The organism is Vreelandella zhaodongensis (assembly GCF_013415115.1).
GTDB classification, from domain to species: domain Bacteria; phylum Pseudomonadota; class Gammaproteobacteria; order Pseudomonadales; family Halomonadaceae; genus Vreelandella; species Vreelandella zhaodongensis.
In genome coordinates this window covers 65875-84535 of sequence record NZ_JACCDD010000001.1, presented here as the reverse complement: position 1 = coordinate 84535, position 18661 = coordinate 65875, and the positions used below count along the sequence as shown (strand labels likewise).

General features: G+C 49.5%; 19 protein-coding genes. All 19 read right to left on the bottom strand.

Going from position 1 to position 18661, the window contains the following annotated elements; genetic code table 11:
- Positions 1-11: 11 nt before the first annotated feature.
- A complete protein-coding gene (locus HZS79_RS00375; RefSeq protein WP_162218281.1) occupies positions 12-893 on the bottom strand; it encodes an ABC transporter ATP-binding protein in 882 nt (293 codons plus the stop codon).
- Between the two features lie 3 nt (positions 894-896).
- Positions 897-1445: a dTDP-4-dehydrorhamnose 3,5-epimerase gene (rfbC, locus tag HZS79_RS00370; RefSeq protein WP_179926769.1), complete on the bottom strand. Its 549-nt coding sequence runs from the start codon at positions 1443-1445 to the stop codon at positions 897-899.
- Between the two features lie 164 nt (positions 1446-1609).
- Positions 1610-2506 carry a glucose-1-phosphate thymidylyltransferase RfbA gene (gene rfbA, locus HZS79_RS00365; protein WP_179926768.1) on the bottom strand — a complete coding sequence of 299 codons (897 nt, stop codon included), beginning with the start codon at positions 2504-2506 and terminating at the stop codon, positions 1610-1612.
- A 141-nt stretch (positions 2507-2647) separates the two neighbouring features.
- Positions 2648-3541: a dTDP-4-dehydrorhamnose reductase gene (gene rfbD / locus HZS79_RS00360; RefSeq protein ID WP_162218284.1), complete on the bottom strand. Its 894-nt coding sequence runs from the start codon at positions 3539-3541 to the stop codon at positions 2648-2650.
- Positions 3538-4611, bottom strand: coding sequence for a dTDP-glucose 4,6-dehydratase (gene rfbB / locus HZS79_RS00355; protein WP_371829559.1), 1074 nt, complete (start codon positions 4609-4611; stop codon positions 3538-3540). The genes rfbD and rfbB overlap by 4 nt, the downstream gene beginning before the upstream one ends.
- A 60-nt stretch (positions 4612-4671) precedes the next feature.
- Positions 4672-5841 (bottom strand): nucleotide sugar dehydrogenase, encoded by a 1170-nt coding sequence (locus HZS79_RS00350; RefSeq protein WP_162218287.1) that lies wholly within the window; start codon positions 5839-5841, stop codon positions 4672-4674.
- 137 nt (positions 5842-5978) lie between these two features.
- Entirely contained in the window at positions 5979-6170 is a 192-nt protein-coding gene (locus tag HZS79_RS00345) for a DUF2283 domain-containing protein (protein ID WP_162218288.1), read from the bottom strand.
- 5 nt (positions 6171-6175) lie between these two features.
- Positions 6176-6394, bottom strand: a complete 219-nt coding sequence (locus tag HZS79_RS00340) for a DUF4258 domain-containing protein (RefSeq protein WP_340159009.1) — start codon at positions 6392-6394, stop codon at positions 6176-6178.
- 122 nt (positions 6395-6516) lie between these two features.
- A complete protein-coding gene (locus tag HZS79_RS00335; protein ID WP_162218290.1) occupies positions 6517-7941 on the bottom strand; it encodes an MBL fold metallo-hydrolase in 1425 nt (474 codons plus the stop codon).
- A gap of 100 nt (positions 7942-8041) precedes the next feature.
- A complete protein-coding gene (locus HZS79_RS00330; protein WP_179926766.1) occupies positions 8042-9139 on the bottom strand; it encodes a KpsE/RkpR family capsule polysaccharide export protein in 1098 nt (365 codons plus the stop codon).
- Positions 9140-9142: 3 nt separating this feature from the next.
- Positions 9143-9952 carry an ABC transporter permease gene (locus tag HZS79_RS00325; RefSeq protein ID WP_179926765.1) on the bottom strand — a complete coding sequence of 270 codons (810 nt, stop codon included), beginning with the start codon at positions 9950-9952 and terminating at the stop codon, positions 9143-9145.
- Between the two features lie 146 nt (positions 9953-10098).
- Positions 10099-11865 (bottom strand): polysaccharide biosynthesis/export family protein, encoded by a 1767-nt coding sequence (locus HZS79_RS00320; RefSeq protein ID WP_238401420.1) that lies wholly within the window; start codon positions 11863-11865, stop codon positions 10099-10101.
- An 8-nt stretch (positions 11866-11873) separates the two neighbouring features.
- Entirely contained in the window at positions 11874-12293 is a 420-nt protein-coding gene (locus tag HZS79_RS00315) for an RT0821/Lpp0805 family surface protein (protein ID WP_162218293.1), read from the bottom strand.
- A 253-nt stretch (positions 12294-12546) separates the two neighbouring features.
- Positions 12547-13752, bottom strand: coding sequence for an O-antigen ligase family protein (locus tag HZS79_RS00310; protein ID WP_238401414.1), 1206 nt, complete (start codon positions 13750-13752; stop codon positions 12547-12549).
- Positions 13753-13957: 205 nt separating this feature from the next.
- Positions 13958-15343, bottom strand: coding sequence for an undecaprenyl-phosphate glucose phosphotransferase (locus HZS79_RS00305; protein ID WP_162218294.1), 1386 nt, complete (start codon positions 15341-15343; stop codon positions 13958-13960).
- A gap of 5 nt (positions 15344-15348) precedes the next feature.
- Positions 15349-16467, bottom strand: a complete 1119-nt coding sequence (locus tag HZS79_RS00300) for a glycosyltransferase (protein ID WP_179926764.1) — start codon at positions 16465-16467, stop codon at positions 15349-15351.
- Positions 16464-16970 (bottom strand): glycosyltransferase, encoded by a 507-nt coding sequence (locus HZS79_RS00295; RefSeq protein ID WP_179926763.1) that lies wholly within the window; start codon positions 16968-16970, stop codon positions 16464-16466. The genes HZS79_RS00300 and HZS79_RS00295 overlap by 4 nt, the downstream gene beginning before the upstream one ends.
- Entirely contained in the window at positions 16967-17428 is a 462-nt protein-coding gene (locus HZS79_RS00290) for a glycosyltransferase family protein (RefSeq protein ID WP_162218297.1), read from the bottom strand. Before HZS79_RS00290 ends, HZS79_RS00295 begins: the two co-directional genes overlap by 4 nt.
- Positions 17425-18660: an O-antigen ligase family protein gene (locus tag HZS79_RS00285; protein ID WP_179926762.1), complete on the bottom strand. Its 1236-nt coding sequence runs from the start codon at positions 18658-18660 to the stop codon at positions 17425-17427. The genes HZS79_RS00290 and HZS79_RS00285 overlap by 4 nt, the downstream gene beginning before the upstream one ends.
- Between the last annotated feature and the right edge of the window lies 1 nt (position 18661).

Below are 18661 nucleotides of genomic sequence, written 5' to 3'. Positions count from 1 at the left end.
CTGTAAAGAATCTATTCGTCGTCGTTGGCTTCTTGGAGAGACTTAAGCGCTGCCTTGTGTTTACGCAATACTTTTAGTTTCGCATTCATATCGCGTTTTAATTCTGCAAGCGCTTTGTCTGGCTCGCGGTTGCTATCGCTGGCCTCTTTATACGCAGCTTTGGCTTTTTTGAAGCTATTTCTTGCGTCTAGCACGTCTTTTCGTGTTTGTTTCAGCTGCGCTGATTCAACCAATCCATACGCTTGGTGGTAAGCTTCGATGGCATCGTCGATGCTATCAAACCAGGTGGCTTCGCCTTTGTTGATAAAGATACCAGCCTGGCAGAGCTCTCTGAGTATGCCTTCACTATGCGAGACCATGATGAGACTGGCTTTGCCGGTTTTTTCCCGAAAAGCGGCTTTGGCTTTGGCTTTAAAGTTTTTATCGCCTACAGCGGTGGCTTCATCGGAAATATAGACGTCAAAATCAAACGCCAGCGATAGGCCAAACGAAATACGTGAACGCATCCCCGAGGAGAAGGTTCTGACGGGTTCGTCGAAGGCGCTGCCTATTTCGGCGAAGTCTTCTACGTATTTGATAACCCGCTTTACGTCTTCGCTGGAGCTGCCGTGAACCCGAGCAACGAACTTGACGTTTTGCCGGGCTGTCATGTTTTTCTGCATACCGCCGGAAAGGCCGACTGGCCAGGACACCTTGGTGTGGCGAATCACTTCGCCCCTTTCGGGCTTATCCATACCGGCAATTAAGCGCAGTAACGTTGATTTTCCTGCACCGTTCGCCCCTATCAGCCCCACGCTAACATTTGGGGGTATGGTGAGGTTGATATTTTTCAATACCCAGTCGCTACCGTGGTGGTTGTGGTAGCGCTTGTAGAGGTTACGTATTTCGATCATGTGCTACCTAAAGCATGGTGCATCAATAAATGATAGGCCTTGCTGATCTTTGCTTGAGAGCTGTGGCGGCTGATGGCTGGACAGTGGCCATTGGATATTGAGCCTAGGGTCATCCCAACGCAGCGATACTTCATCACCAGGGGCGTAGTAATCGGTGCATTTGTACTGAAACTCAGCTTCTTGACTGGTGACATAAAAGCCGTGGGCGAAGCCAGGGGGCACCCATAGCATCTGCTTGCTCTGTTCGCTGAGCATTACGCCCACCCACTGACCAAAGGTTGGCGAGCTTTCGCGCATATCAACCGCCACATCGAAGACCTCGCCCTGGGTTACCCGCACTAGCTTGCCCTGGGGTTGTTGGTGCTGGTAGTGCAGGCCACGCAGAATACCGTGGACGGATTTGCTGTGATTATCTTGCACGAAGGTGTGGTGACCGCAGTGGGCTTCGAATTCGCTTTGGCGAAAGGTTTCCATAAAGAAACCGCGCTCATCGCCGAATACCTGGGGGGTCATCAACACCACATCGGGAATGGCAAGCTTTTCGTATTGCATTAAACATCCTTTAGCCATTGCCAAATTTGTTTAGCCACGGATGCTCACTGAAAAACACGGATAAGGGCGAAACATAAAACAAAAAACCTTTGGGTTTTTATCCGTGGGTTCCGTGAGCGTCCGTGGCAAAATTCGTTTATTCCGTGGCAAAAATCTCTTGGCTTCTACTTTTGCATCTTCTGTTGAAGCAGGCGCTGTAGGTATTGGCCGTATTGGGTTTTGGCAAGTGGTTGGGCGAGTTCGGCGAGGCGTTCGTTGCTGATCCACTTCTGCTGCCAGGCGATCTCTTCAAGGCAGGCGATTTTTAGACCTTGGCGGTGCTCAATGGTTTGTACGTATTGGCTGGCTTCTAGCAGGCTATCGTGGGTGCCGGTGTCTAACCAGGCAAAACCACGACCAAGGCGTTCTACACGTAAATCACCACGCTGCAGGTAGGCGTTGTTCACACTGGTGATTTCCAGCTCGCCGCGCTCAGAGGGGGTTACCTGCTTGGCAATGTTTACTACATCGTTATCGTAGAAATACAGCCCGGTCACCGCGTAGGCAGATTTTGGCTCTTCTGGCTTCTCTTCGATAGAAATAGCACTGCCCTGCTCATCAAATTCCACGACACCAAAGCGCTCGGGATCTTTCACCAAATAGCCAAATACCGTCGCACCCGAGGTATGAGAACTGGCACGCTTTAGCTGGTCGGAGAAGTGCTGTCCATGGAAGATGTTGTCGCCCAACACTAAGCAGACGGGGCTTTCGCCAATAAATTCTTCACCAATGATAAACGCTTGAGCCAGGCCATCTGGGCTTGGCTGTTCTGCGTACTCTAGGCGAATGCCAAAGTCTTCGCCGGTGCCCAATAAGTTTTGATACTGGGGCAAATCTTCCGGCGTTGAGATAATCAAAATATCGCGGATACCCGCCAGCATAAGGACCGAGATCGGGTAGTAGATCATCGGTTTGTCGTAAATCGGCAGTAGCTGCTTGGATACACCACGGGTAATGGGGTGTAACCGCGTACCCGAGCCACCGGCCAGGATAATGCCTTTTCTTTGTGAGCTTTGGCTCATAGTGGGCTCTTTCATCGGTTTAGCTAAGGGTTTTCATTTTTAGCCACGGACACTCACTGACAACACGGACAAGGTCAAAAGCAACAACCCAATAACAAATAAATGGTTTTGTCCGTGACGTCCGTGGCGAATAACGTTTTTTTAATTACTGAGATGTTCTTTAAGCGTTAATGCTAGCTGGCTTTTCCAGGTGGGCATGGTGATGCCTAGTGCGCTTTCTAACTTACCCAGCGCCATGCGTGAGTTCAGCGGGCGCTGGGCGGGTGTTGGGTACTCTGCCGTGGGGATGCCTGCGGTGCTTTCAGGCGTAATCGTTAGTGCTTCCCCTGCTTTTCGGGCTTGACTGAAAATCTCGCTGGCGAAGCCGTGCCAGCTGGTTTCCCCTCTGGGGGCTAAGTGGTAAATGCCTTGGGGAATGTGAATAGAGAGCCGTGAGCCGTGAACCGTGAAAGACAACGCGGTGATTTGAGCGATTAGGCGCGCGGTCGTGGGCGCGCCGATTTGATCGTTAACGATGTTCAGTGCGTCACGCTCACGGCCTAGGCGAAGCATGGTTTTCATAAAGTTGCTGCCACGGGCGGCGTAGACCCAGCTAGTGCGAAAAATCAGGTGGCTGGCACCGCTTTCGATAATCCCTTGATCCCCTTCGAGCTTGGTTTGGCCGTAAACACTTAGTGGGCTGGTGGGGCTATCTTCCTGCCAGGGGGTTTCGCCGTTGCCTGGGTAAACGTAATCCGTTGAGTAGTGCACCAGGGAAATACCCTTCTTCGCGGCGTAACCAGCCAGCTGTGCGGGCAGCTCGGCGTTTAAGCGCTTCGCCTGTTCTGGCTCACTCTCAGCTTTATCAACGGCGGTGTAGGCAGCGGCATTGAGAATCAGGTCAGGCTGGTGTTTTTCAAGATACACATCGACGGCTTCGGCGTTGGTTAGGTCGAGCTCTTGGCGGGTCGGGGCCAGGATAGTGCCGAATGGAGCAAACTGGCGCTGGAGTTCAAAGCCTACCTGGCCATTGCCGCCGGTGATTAGGATGTTCATGAAATACTACCTAACCGCTGGCCTTGGTAGCTGCCGTCTTGTACGCGTTTCCACCAGGTTTCGTTGGCGAGGTACCATTCGACGGTTTTGCGTAGGCCGGTTTCGAAGGTTTCTTCTGGTTTCCAGCCCAGCTCGCGTTCTATTTTGCTGGCATCGATGGCGTAACGTACATCGTGGCCTGGGCGGTCAGTGACGAAGGTTATTAACTCGCGGTATGAGCCCCCTTGGGGCACTAACTCTTGCAGCAGGTCGCACAGCGTTTCGACCACGGTGAGATTGGCTTTCTCGTTATGCCCGCCAATGTTGTAGGTTTCGCCGACACCGCCTTTGGTGGCAACGTTGATCAAGGCACGGGCGTGATCTTCTACATAGAGCCAGTCGCGGATTTGCTGACCATCGCCGTATACCGGGAGCGGCTTGCCTGCTAGGGCGTTGAGGATCATTAGCGGAATCAGCTTTTCCGGGAAGTGATATGGTCCATAGTTATTGGAGCAGTTGGTGATTAATGTGGGCAGGCCGTAGGTACGCTGCCATGCGCGAACCAGGTGATCTGAACTGGCTTTGCTGGCGGAATAGGGTGAACTGGGAGCGTAAGGGGTTTCTTCTTTGAAAAGTTCACTAGTACCTTCCAGATCGCCATAGACTTCATCAGTGCTAATATGGTGAAAGCGAAACGCTGCTGCTTTGGCGGCATCTTGTTGCTGCAGGTTTTTCCAGTAAGCTCGAGCTGCTTCTAACAGAACCGCGGTGCCTACTACATTGGTTTGAATAAACTCTGCTGGGCCGTCGATAGAGCGGTCTACGTGGCTTTCAGCCGCTAGGTGCATCACCACATCAGGCTGGTATTTTTCAAACAGTTGCTGCATAGCGGGTGCATCACAAATATCCGCCTGCACAAAGGTGTAGCGCTCGTTACCTTCTACACTTGTTAGCGATTCTAAATTGCCCGCATAAGTGAGCTTATCAACATTCACGACACGGTGGTCGGTATTATGGATTAACTCACGAATGACTGCAGAGCCAATAAACCCCGCGCCACCAGTAATTAAGAATTGCGTTGACACGTTTATGTAGCCCTTAAACTGACAATTTTAACTTTCACATTAGGGAGTAACAAACTATTCGGTCGCTTAATCACTGCCGAACAAATCGCGGGTATAGACTTTTTCTGCAACGTCTTCTAACTCGCTAGCCATTCGATTGCTTAAAATAAGATCCACTTCTTTCTTAAACACCGCGAGATCATTAACCACACGGGAGTTGAAGAACGTCTCTTCGTGCAGTGTCGGCTCATACACGATGACTTCGATACCGCGTGCTTTGATGCGCTTCATAACGCCTTGCATAGCACTGGCACGAAAGTTATCTGATCCTGCTTTCATGATCAGCCGGTAAACGCCCACTACTTTGGGGTTACGCTTTAAAACGGCTTTGGCAATAAAGTCTTTGCGGGTGCGATTAGCATCCACAATGGCTTGGATCATGTTATTCGGCACATCATGATAGTTAGCAAGCAGCTGTTTGGTGTCTTTAGGGAGACAGTAGCCCCCATAGCCAAAGCTTGGGTTGTTGTAATGCTTGCCAATGCGTGGGTCTAGCCCTACCCCTTCAATAATTTGCCGAGCGTCTAAGCCGTGACTTTCAGCGTATGTGTCTAATTCGTTGAAGTAGGCAACCCGCATTGCTAAATAGGTGTTGGCGAACAGCTTAATCGCTTCCGCCTCTGTGCTATTGGTTAGCAGAATGGGGGCATCTTTTTTGATGGCTCCTTGCTTGAGCATATTGGCAAATTGCTCTGCTCGCTCGGAGCGTTCGCCAACAATGATGCGTGAAGGATAAAGATTGTCGTGAAGTGCTTTGCCTTCGCGAAGAAATTCCGGTGAAAAAATTAAGTTTTGGGTGTTAAAGCGTTGACTGGCGCTCGCGGTATAACCCACCGGCACGGTAGATTTGATCACCATTAACGCATGGGGATTTACCTTAATGACTTGCTGTATGACCGCTTCAACACTTTTAGTATTGAATGTGTTGGTGTTGGGGTCATAGTCTGTTGGGGTGGCTATTATGACAATATCGGCATTGGCATAGGCACTTTCGGCATCGCAAGTGGCGGAAAACTGTAGATCATCGCGGTTGAGAAAGTCGCTGATCTCTACGTCTTCGATAGGCGATTGCCGAGCATTGAGTTTGTCTACTTTTTCTTTAACGATATCTACTGCTGTGACGCTGTTATTTTGCGCCAGCAACATAGCGTTTGAAAGGCCTACGTAACCCGTACCTGCTACTGCAATATTTTTCATGCGTTCTCGGTTATCGATGTTGAGTTGCTTATTTTGGGCTGGCTCGCGAAGCGGTGCTGGTTTGCAGCCACCGGCCTTACGGGGTGGCTGCGGCACCATTGCGGGTGCAGCTAATCATAGGTGCGGCGTTAGACTACTCAGGCAGCTTGACTTTTTAAAAGAGGCCATGCCCCTTGCTTGGAGGCATCTAAAATAACGATTTCAGTGATTGTCCCGTCTTCTGCATAGCTAATATGCGTATTCCAGTCTTGAGACACTTCTTTGACAGTCGTTTTTTCTGAGAGGTGCAGCACTAAAATATCATCTGCCTCATCGTAAGTAGTACGCATTACTTTTACTCCCACTCAAAATGATGCATTACTGTTTTCACTACAACTTTTTCTTCTAGGACGGCTGCAACACATAAGAGGTTGTCTTGCCTATTATCAAAATGTTTTGCCACCCAGACTCGCACATCATCTTTCTGCTTCACCGTACCTGCTTCTATCAATTCGATTAACTCGCCATCATTTATGTTTCTAGCAGCCATTCTTTCGCTAGCATGACGAGTGATGTGTATTTCTGAGTTAAATCAGTGGCTATACATAGTTAAGACTAGCGCATTTTTCAAATCAGGTGGTGTAACTCGAAACAGTGCTGGGGTTGCGAGCAATGCCATTGGCTCGTTACACCGCATTACATATTGATATTAAGCGGTTTGCTTTTGCGCTGATACAGCGCTTCCAGTTCATTTTTGAGCGCAGTTTTGGCGGTATGTTCGCCGTGTACCAGCCGTATGGTGTGGGGCCAGCGGCGCATGCGTTTTACAAAATTCAGTAGATTCTTTTGGTCGGCATGCGCTGAGTAACCGCTGATCGTGGTAACGCCTGCTTTAATATCAATGCGCTGGCTCTCTATTTCTACCCAGCCACCCCGTGGCCCGCACTGCTGTATCGCTCTGCCTAGAGTGCCTACGCCTTGGTAGCCGACAAACAGTACTTGGTGACGCTCATCACCTAGCATGGCTTTGAGATAGTTCACAATGCGCCCACCCGCGCACATACCACTGGCGGCAATTACGATGGCTGGTCGGCCGGTTTTTGTCAGGTATTGTACGGTTTGCTCGTGAGCTTCGTGGCTTTCTATCGTGTAGAGATTTTCGAAGCTTAGCGGGTGACGACCACTGCGAAGACGACGCTGGGCTTCTTTGTCCCAGTAGGGTTTTAGCTGGCGATATACGTTGGTAAAGCGGGCCGCGAGCGGTGAGTCAACGATAATTTCCATGTCTTGCCACTGCAGATTCCCGCGTCTTTTCTTGGCCTTACGCTTGGCGTCAAAAATAATGCTTTCCAGCTCATAAAGCAGCTCTTGGGTGCGGCCAATACTGAAAGCAGGCACCATCACTGTGCCGCCATTAGTAAGCGCTTGCTCTATCGCAGTTTTGAGGGCGGCTCGGCGCTTGCGGCGGTTTGCGTGCTGACGGTCGCCATAGGTGCTTTCAAGCACTAGCTGGTCGCAACCGTAGGGGGATTTAGGAGCCGGTAGGAGTGGCGCGTAGGGGGCGCCTAGATCACCACTGAAGACAACACGCTCTTTCGCTCCATCACCATGTTGATGAGCAACTTCCACATAGCTGGAGCCTAATATATGCCCAGCCCGTTTCAGCTTAATTTGTGTGGTGATGCCCTGCTTACCCTTTTCGGACTCGTTTACAACGGTGTGCCATTTTCCGTAGGGCACACTGATGATTTGCGATTCGAGCTGAGTCTGGAAACGCTGGATGAGTTCAGCGTTGCGGGTAAAGCCAATTTTCAGGGCATCTTCAATCACCAATGGTAGCAGCATGGCCGAGGGTATAGAGCAGATAATGGGGCCTTTAAACCCTGCCGCCAGTAGATAAGGCAACCGCCCTACATGGTCAATGTGTACATGGGTAATGATCAGGGCTTTTACGGTGCTGATATCAAATTCAATTTGCAGCTGCTGGAAGCTGTCTTCTTGCGCATCTTCGCCTTGAAAGAGACCGCAGTCCACCAATAGTGAGTGTTCATGGTTGAGGATGAGCTGGTGACAGCTGCCCGTTACCCCAGCCACGCCACCGTGGTGGATGATATCTAACATCGAAAAATCCTTTTTCGGTGGCGCTAGCCGCCGTTGCGGGTGCCTCGGCTTCGTTCGTTCCTCGCAACCTCGTTACACCGTACTACGACACTTGCGTTTCTCAATCCCTATGATCTTTCACGATCATTGTGATCATGCTGAAAATAAAGGCCAGAAAGATGGTGATAATGGCGAACACACTGCTGTTGTAAAGACGGTTGGGCTCGGTGGGGTATTCTGGGAACAGCGGGCTTTGTAGCACGCTAACCTGCTTGAGCTGGCGGGCAGCTTCTAAGCGGGTATTCTCTAACGCGGCCAGGGCACTTGAGTAGGTTTCTTGGGCAAACTGAGCCTGAAGCTCGAGGTTTTCGTATTCAGCAGAAATCCGGTTGAGTGAGTCACCTGCGGTCTGGGCAAGACGGTCACGCTGCTCGATGATTTGGTCGCGAAGCGCTGCAATGCTGCGCTCTGCCTGACGCAATTCAGCGGACTGGGCACTCTGGAAACTCGCTAAGGCGTTACGTTGAGCCTGCATGCGAGCCAGGTCACCCTCCAGGGTTGCCACGACTTGGTTAATGCTCTCTACCGTTGACGTGGGAGATACCAGGCCATGCTCATTCTGGAAATCAATAAGCCGAGCCCGAGTCTCTCTGAAGCGATCTTCTAAGCGCACCATTTGCTGTTCTAGAAAGCGCACTTGCTCTTCTGCTAAACGATGCCCCATTTCGTTCATATGGTCTTCACCCGCTTCTAGCAGCAACGACGCCATATCGTGGGCAAATTCAGGCGTATACCCTTGCACATGAATATTCAGTACACCGGCGTACTCATCTAGGTCCACTTCTACTCGACGTAGGAAGTATTTATGCAGGTCTTCAATCGGTGCTTCAGAGTCACGCAACCTGGCAAAAAAGTCACCGTTCTCACTGTAGTGCTGGCGAACACCTAGTTGCTGATCCAGCAGGCGGAGCATATCGACAGAAAGTAAGTGCTCGCGAAGTAGCAAGAGGTCTGCGGTATTTCCCCCACCGCCACCCATGAGCGAGGAGAGGCTAAATTCCGGCGTGGCTACCTGGGGGCTTTCCAATACTACGGTGGCACGGGACACATAACGCTCTTCCGCCCATACGAACCAGTAAAAGGAGACCAGTAAAATAGCAACCAGCGCTACTGCCCAATGGGGGGACTTTTTGATAAACCGAGCTATTGAAACTTGCATGAATTATTTTGCCTTTAACCGATCAACAAAGCGCAGGTGCATTAGAAGGCCTAGCGTTATGGTGGTGAGAGTAAACAACCAGAAATAGAGCATGCTGGTACCGTGAACCACCTGATAGTTCTCAAAGAAGCCTAACCGGAGCACTTCTAGCCCATGGGGAATGGGATTCAACATGAGGTATTTAAGCAACCAGTGAGGCAAGCTATTCAGTGGAATAATGACACCGGATAAAATCATCAGCGGTAATGAGAACATACGGATCACTTTACCGATTTCGGGTACTAAGGTTGCAGCAACGGAAGTGAAAAGCCCTAAGCCTAGCCCTAGGCTCCAAAGTGATAGCCAAGCCCCCATTACACGCACGGCGTTGTCTGGGTACATATCTAACCCCAGCATTAGCCCCCCACCAATGAAGATGAGAAATACTAGGCTGCGCAGCGCGCCTTCAAGAAAGACACGCACAATCACGGGGTCTACTGGCTGTACTTGGCGGTAGGCAAATAGCGAACTATTGCCTTCTATCGCCCCCATGCCGCGCAACATTCCCTCTCGCACCAGCATAAATCCCATTAAACCGGCGATTAGCCAGGGAATAAACTCGGCATTAACCACTAACCGGCCACCACGTATGAAGCTACGAATAGCTACCATAATGCCGATAAATGCCACTGGTTCGAAAATCATCCAGAACCAGCCCATGCGGTCGGCCATCGTGCGGGAAAGGGCTTCCCGCATGAACATGGCATACCAAACACTACGTGTGACTTGCCAAGGCGTACGGGCACCCTTTGGGGCACCTTTTACATTTGCCATAGCGCTACTTTTTTAAGTGAAATAAATTATGCGACTTTTAATTTGCCACGGACACTCACTGAAAACACGGACAAGGTCGAAACACAAAAGTCTTTAGGTTTTTTCCGTGCCGTCAGTGGCGTCCGTGTCTTCCGTGGCTAGCAGCGCTAGAGGTCAAGCGCCACGCGCGTGGTGACAGCGATTTGGAACAGTATTTGCGTCAGCGTGGCTGCTAGCTGCAGGTTATGTGTGGGAGCCTTGGGCATGATGAGAATTTCATCCCCTGGGCGCAACGGGGAATTACTCGCGTGTTCTACAGCTCCATTTTGGCGAACCAATAGGATCTGGTCTTTGTCGGCGCGCTCAGTAAAGCCACCCGCATTTTCCACGTAATCAATCACACTTGTGCCGGGCCGATAGACAGCGGCCTGTGGCACCAGTACTTCACCACTGATGAGTACAGAATCGCTAATTTCCGGAATGGTAATAACGTCGCCATCTTGAAGGCGAATATCGGAAATGCCATTACTGGAAGCCACTACTAAGCGGCCGCTAGGCTCTAGTTCGCGGGCGCGCTCAATGAAGCGTTCAATTAGCTCGGCTTCTTGAAGTCGAATTTGCGCCTCTTCGTCCGTGCGAGAAGATGCACCAAGGTAGGTAGTTTCGAGGCGACGCAAGCTATCTTGCAGGGATTGAGCTTGTTGTTGACGCACACTTTCACGCTGTAGCGAGATACTTTCCACAGCGGTCATGTTCTCTGGCACAGCAATAGCGTCCAGCAGTTCGCTTAACAGTGCATTACGCGGCAATGCAAAGCGTGAAGGCCCGTAATAACTACCTTCTACTTCTACCACAATGGTTTCGCTACGCTGGTCGGCACTGAAAATAACTTCGTCACCGCTGCGGATGGTTTGACCATAGAACAAGTCTATTGGAAAGTATTGAGCAACAGGGCCTTGTTCACGATCTCCACGCAGCAACACATGTGAAACACCACTTTTTAAACGCGCCAAGTTAACCAGTTCTGCACCGCTTAGTTGGTTACCTAGCAATTCGTAGCGGTGTTCGCGGTGAACATCTCCCCCTACGGCAATCGCTGGGCCGCGCTCTTCCACGACAACAGTGTCGCCATCTTGAAACTGCGGACGGGCAATTGTCCCTTTGATAAGGAAGTCATATAGATCGACGGTTGCGACGGTACGCTCGTTGCGCATCACGCGGATTTGGCGATAACTGCCTAGGTCCTGGTCTATGCCGCCAGCCTGATCGAGAAAGTAAAGCACAGAGTCGTTTGGGGTCCCTGCGTAGCGGCCTGGATTTTCAACATAGCCGGTAACAAAAACAGCGACCGGCTGAACCCCCTGCACATTGGTATAAACCTGCACGTTTTCAGGATACACAGACGTAATGGCTCGACGTACGCTGTTATCAACCTGCTGGCTGTTTTGACCTTCTACATTTAAGGGGCCAGAACCAGGAATAAAGATATTGCCCTGAGCATCTACCGGCAGCACGCGGTCAAACTCAAACGCGCCCCAGGCACGCACCGTAATCTGGTCGCCAGGCTTTACTTGGTAACTAGCATTTAACCCATCGCCCATGGCACCACGAAAACCGCCTGTAAACAGATTGGCACCGAATGGGGTCAGTGACTCTGGGTCTTGCAGAGTTGTAGAGACAGGGCCGTAGGTGCCACTTCGCCAATCTGCACGGGGAGTGTCGTCCACTTGCTCTTGCTGCTGCCTGCTTTGCTGGCCGCTCTGTTGGGGTAGCATGCTGTCTGAGAGACTGACCGACTGTGCCCAGGCCTGGCTACCTACCAACGTACCCACTGAAGCAACTACAATAACACTCACCGAAGCGAGGGTGCGTTTTAGTGGGCCACGCTTTTGTAGAACACGCTTCAGCGAATCACGCATTGTTAGCTTTTTCATACTCATGCTTAGCGCCCTTCTACTGCGTAGTTAACAAGTGTATGGGTTACAAGCCGTTGGTGTACCCAGCCATTAGGTGTCTCGCAGGCGAGCGCCGCGCGCGTGCTTCCCGTTGGCTCTGTCACTCTTAATTGCCGGCACTCACGACCACTGGCAGCGAGATATGGGGCATCGGCCGTTAGCTGTACGTTATCTCCCCAGGGGCTTTGGGCAACGTTAAGCACCCCACCAGCGGGCGCTTGAGATAAAAAGCCGTTGAGAGTGTCATCTTTTAATAATGTGGCAGCGTCATTGGTGAGCACATACCTCGCGTCTTGCTGTGTGCTTCCAGAGGGGTAGTTGGTTGCGCAACCGCCAACCACGGCGACGCTTAACGCCACCAGCAGCATGCGAGCTGGCCGCGTTAGAGAAATTGGGGTATTTGACATGGTAATTTCCAGTAAAAAGGCACGCTACCGCCCAGGGATTCAATCGGGCGCATTCCCTTGCCCTACGCTGTGCAGCTTAAAATGTGGTTAACCTATGCTATGAAGCGGAATCATTGTAAGGGATTAACCGACAACGCTCTACGTTGACAAACCTTGTACATTCAATTAATTAAATTTTGTCACTTTAGCACTAAAAAATATAAAAAAAGCCAGCTTCCACAAAGCTGGCCTTTTCTAACGAAGGATCAACGACTTAAAGATTAGGCTTGGAAGCTACATCAACCACTGACTGACTTTGGTTAGCATAAACTCCCCAAAATGTTACTAGCAAAAAGGCGTACATCATTACGCCGCTATTATGGGTCAAGAAAGCCTGGGAAAGGCCAAAATCAATGTATGTCACGGGAAGCAACACTCCTGCCGTGGCCAGCGCCCGAACGGACAAATCCTCATCTTGTAACTTTTTAGCAAATAGACGCATGGGAATGAGATATAGCGCGAGTAGCGCTATCAAGCCAATGAGCCCTCGCTTTGCTGAGGCATCCATGAATTCGTTATGAGGGTGATCGTACTGAGCAGCTTCTTGATGAATGATGCCCTCATCCCCTAACTGACCCATTGCTTCCACATAACCATTGCTTCCCCAGCCGGTCAGCGGTTTTTCTTGAATAAGTAATGCGGCACCGCGCCACATTTCAAACCTGGAACCTACGGAGGTCGCGCGGTTTTCTCCGGAGATATATTGAGCCACATCGCTGACAGCATGGTTAACACGGCTTTGAACACCCAGTTGGGGAACGGTATATACAACAATCCCCGCCGCTACTACTGTCACAATAACAGCGGCTTTTAGCTTCCCAGACAATCCCGTGCCGTAGGCACGGTATAGCACTAGCAGTACTATGGGAAAGCCAACCCACCCTCCCCGGCTACCTGAAAAAAGCGACCCTAATACGCCCCCTGCAGCTCCAACAAGCAGTAACGCTACCCATATATTGCGCTGGCGTTGCACCACCGCCCATCCCAGGCCAGCCATGCAGAGCACGCCTAACAACATACTCAAATTGCCAAACTGAATAACGTGGGTGTGGCCTTCGGCGCGAGCGATGCCTGTAAATAGCTTCTGCCATGCAGCCCAGCCACCAGCAGAAATAGCACCAACAGCAATGCCACTCCATAAAAACGCCAGGCGTGGCGGGTAAGCAAGCACCCACCATAACGCCGGCACGGCCAACAGGTAGCGAATAGGCTTATCAAGCCCGCTACTACCTTGAGAGTCCCACCATGCTTCGGCGATCCCTACCAGGCTGTAACCTACTAAAGCGGCAATAATTAAGCGGTCGTGAGTCGTTAAACTCGGTAACCCACGGCGAATCAGCAGGCCAACCCCCGCCAAGAGAAGAGCAATGGCCCCAAGGGAGTAACCACTAGGTACTACCAATGCGATCGCCGCCAACATAAAAACCGCCACACTCGTTAATTCATGTGGCGCACTGTATGCATTCTTCTCTGCAAGCGAGTTTTTTGACACCATCAAAACAGGGTTCCTAATAACAACTAAGCGCGCCAGAAGACAAAATAGCCTTCATACAGGCGGCTATTATTGCAGTGCTTGGACGAGCAAGCCAACCTGACCCCACACATCCATGCTCCATCTCTGCATTTCAATAGGCGTTTTTATTGATAAATCCTTTAAAAATAGTCAAAACGATAATTTTCAAATCCAGCCATAGCGACCAGTTATCTATGTACCAAAGGTCATGCTCAACTCGGCGCTGCATTTTCTGCAACGTATCCGTTTCACCACGCAAACCGTTAACCTGTGCCCAGCCTGTGATGCCTGGCTTGACCTTGTGGCGTCGCATATACGACTCGACCAGCTCTTTATACTGCTCATTGTGGGCCAGAGCATGAGGACGCGGCCCTACAATCGACATCCTGCCTTGCAGAACGTTATAAAACTGGGGTAGCTCATCCAAGGATGTGCGCCTTAAAAAAGCGCCCACTTTTGTGATGCGGCTGTCGTTTTTCTTCGCTTGCGTGACCATGCCATTGCGTTCGTCATGCACATGCATAGAGCGAAACTTATAGACTTTAAAGTGGCGACCATTGGAGCCTTCCCGGTACTGCTTAAAAAGCACTGGCCCTGGCGAAGTTAGCTTGATCACCAAGGCTATGGCTAAGCATACCGGAAGTATTAACAGCGATATCAGCGACCCAATGACGATATCCTCTGAGCGCTTTATAAACCGCGCCATACCACTCATCGGAGAAACGCTCAGATCAATAGCACAGTGCCCTGCCACTTCACTCATGCGATGATTGAGTAGGTGCATGTCTTGAAACGCTGGGATAAATCGCACTTCCGCCGTATGGTTCCTCAGTGCGAAAAAAAGCTTTCGCACTGTATCCCCCATCTCCAATGGAACACAGATCCACACTTCACGCGCCTTTGATTTTGTGATGCGACGAGCAATACGTTCGATACATTTATCATTAAGCAGTGGTTTAATTCGCTCAACCCCAGCGATAGTATGACCTTCCCAGGCAGCATTACGTATACCCTGAGCCACGTCCAATACGTTTTGACTGGGCCCTACTAGGAAGACAGGCCGACGAGCACCTCCTCGCAAGCGCACGTGCCGCAATCCTAGCTGCACAAGCAAACGAGCCCCACCCGCCATTAAAAACGAAAGAACTAGAGTGAACCCGATCCAAAGCCGTGAATAGCGCTCTGCGGCATGAGCAAAATAAATAAGCGAGGCTGCAGTAATACCGACAGCAAGCCAGACCAACATTAACTTGGCTAACATTTGGTAGACCGGAGTGATACGCCAACGCTTATAGCTGTCCGACATGCTGTTGATGACTAATACCAATAACGCAAGGCAAAGTAACGCCAGCACATAGCGCTCATGAAGCTGAAGCGAGCCAAAGCGCAAATAGTGAGCTGCCCAGCCACCAGCAAAAATAGCGAACACATCAAAAAACGGAAAGACCACCTGCGGTGGGTAACGCTCCGAAAACGTCATTGTTTTTGGCTTACCCATTCTTGTTATCCTTTGCTACTTGTACGTTCATGTTCAGCTTTGCCAGCCAGCTTCCTGCTCATAATTTCAGTCACCCCATGACTGAAGACCTGCTCATAATTAAATTTTTCACTTACCAATGTGGCTTGCTGAGATAGTGCCAATCGCTGCCCCTGCGGTAATGCATGAAACGCTTCAATAACGTCTTTCAACCCTTCTGCTCCATTATGGTAAAAGTAGCCGTTCCTTGCTTCTTCAAGATACTCGTTTGCCGCATGCAGCTTGGCATTTGCGATAACCGGCACACCACAAGCCAGTGCTTCTACAGCGACTAGCCCAAAGCTCTCTTTGAGCGAAGGGAATACAAATACAGAAAACTGGGCAAATTCACCAGGAAGCTCTGGCCGAGGAACAGCGCCTTTAAATGAGACCAGCGACTCAATATTCAAACGCTTCGCCAGCGTTTTTAGGGTAGCACGCTGACTACCATCACCAATAAAGATCAAGCGCTTGTTGGGTATAGATAACTGTGCAAACGCATGAAGTAGTTCTTGGCAATTTTTATTAGGCTCTAGCCGTGATACACAGCCAATCGTAAACGTGTCATCGTCAGTGATACGTTTTGCCTCGTTATTCACAAAATCTTTCCCAACACTATCGGGATAAACCTTCACCACATGCTCGATGGGGAAGTTCAATTCTTGGCTTAACTTGTAACGAAAATACTCCGAGGGGGCGACGCATAAATCCACCCTTTTCTGTACACACTGGAAGAGCGTTCGAAAAATTTTCGACCGTGTGATTTGATCTAAGTCGGTGCCATGAAACCGAAGCACAATATAAAAGCGCTTGGCTTTAAAAAAACCAGCTAAATACAGTAGTGGCAAGAAATAGACTGGGTAATGCACTTCCAATATCGTGCCAGAGCGCTGCCTGAACAGTGAAAAAAAGCACCTAGCTAATAGGTTAGCGTACAGCTTGATTTTACTCAGCGCACTCGCAGGCTTCTCTTTAATCGCGACTAATTCTACATTTTCATCGCCTAATTCCTTTCGCCATGCCTGCTCTGTAGCGCGCACGAAAGTACCGTAATAGGGAGCAGACTCAGTAGGGTACATATTTGTCCAGAGCAAAACACGGCTCACAATAATGCTCCCTTCAACCCGAGGTATGTCGCAATATTGCTACCCAGCTCGTTATTCGTTTCGACGCTGGTTGAATCAACGGGTGACTGACTAGCATCCACAAGGCTAGTTAGGGCGTTGAAGAAGGCTTCTTTTTCAGTACAAAAGACTAACGATGGGTACTTACCCTCAAATGCCTCGGCGGTATCTCGCTGGTGGTCGTTCCTATGCTCGCCGAGTGCATGCTGACGTGGTAAGAAAACACCTCGTTTTCTATGGTCCAGGCACGATAAAATACTCCCCATACCCGCGTGAGAAACAACACCGTCCGCCTGACAGAACCATTGGTAGTACTCTTCGCTTGAGAGAGTTTCAAACATCTCTATGGTAGGGCTACTGAATTGGCTACCTTCACCAACTTGAGCAACCACCTTTCCTGCGTACCCCACTTGATTGCGCCACTCATCAAAGTATTCGAGTAACCGATCAAAAGGCAGTTGAGTCCCTACCGTTATAAAAATCATAACACCTTCCCCCAATAGCTAACGCGGTTGTCATTAGCCGCCAGGTGCTCCCATTGCGTTAAACATACATCACAGAAAAATTTTGCAATATTTCCAGAAAATGACATTTTTTGATAGTTGGCCATACTGTCAAGCCAAATGACTTTTTTGCCTTTAAGTTTGGCAGCAAAGCATACGATAAGGCCAGGCAGGGCTCCTGTTGATATCACCACATCGGGCCTGGTTTCTTGAAGCAATCTAAATACCTTAAGAAGCGTACTTAACATTTTCCGAATACCACTTTCCCGGTGGACATTCGCAAAATAAAGCGCCTTTTTTCCATCAACATTAATATTTTTTTCAGTTACTGCGAATTCAAACGTCGCTGGACTGCTCCCTGCTTCACTTTTCAGCTGCTCATAAAGTCGCTTCAGCTGAATAAAATGGCCGCCAAATGAAGCTACCATAAGAATCTTCATACCACGTCTCCCTGTCGCGACGACCTAATCTCTTTAGTCATATACATATAACTAACTAAAAAAGCAGTTACACTAGATGCGATTCCCGAATTAACCACATGCCCAGCAGTTAAGCTAACGCCAATTAAGGTAATGGCAAGCAGCATAAAGCTGAGTCCCTCTTTAGGACTGTGAGCCATCAATGCCATAGACCACTTGACCAATAGCATCCAAGGAAAATAAAAAACGAAGGGGCCCACAATGCCGAAGGCAATAAACACATCAACCAAGTCAATTTCTACCAACGATCCTCTAATCGTAAGCAATTGCCCTACCCCTACACCAAAGAACACATCCAAGAAACCAAAATCGATGACCAGTTGATTAAATGCGTCCTGTACGAAAGTCACTCGCCCACTCAGCAGCGCTCCCCAAAAACCGCCATGAAGCTGATAGAGAAATAACATCCGGTCGAGCAAACCTGTCGCTTGAACAAACTGGTATCCAAGCATAAGCGCAGCCACTGCTCCAAAGAGGCTACATATATAAATGACTGGGATACGCCTTACCGTGAAATACCCACCAAATACCAAGGCGTATAGATAAGCTAGGCAAATTCCTAGCATAGCTACTTTAGTGGCTTTCATCAGGAAGAAAAACAGCAATACTAAGAATGCACTTGTCAATATCAAGAAACTCTTATGTTCTGCGAGGTAAATTAACACGATGCTCGCCGAAGCAAGCATTAAGTAGCTCATTTCATTACCAGCAATAATGAACCCTTTTCCGCCAATCCCACCCGCGTATTGTGTCTCACCTATCCCAAACATACCCAAAACTACATTCGCCGACATAACGACAAAATAAAGAAGCATTAATCCAGCCAACTTTCTTCTACTCCAAAAGCTCCCTCTTGAGCTCTCGCTTACCAGGTAAAAAATTAATGCAAGTGTTAACAGCGCCCTCACTAACCAAACAACACTCTCAGCTGACCCATTATAAATAAAATAATGATATGCAACACAGATAGCAGCTAATGAAATTATAGCTAGTAGCTGAAAAAAATACTTAGGATGATAGACTAGCAACATTAGAACAACCCCTATAAAGCCTAATGCTTTATAAGGAGCAGACACACTTGATATACCTATTTGCTGATAATGCAGGTAACCATTAAGTGTATCTACTACAGGCCACAGAATCAAAAATATCAATAGCATGATATCGAGGCATGTCTTTAACTTTACATCCATC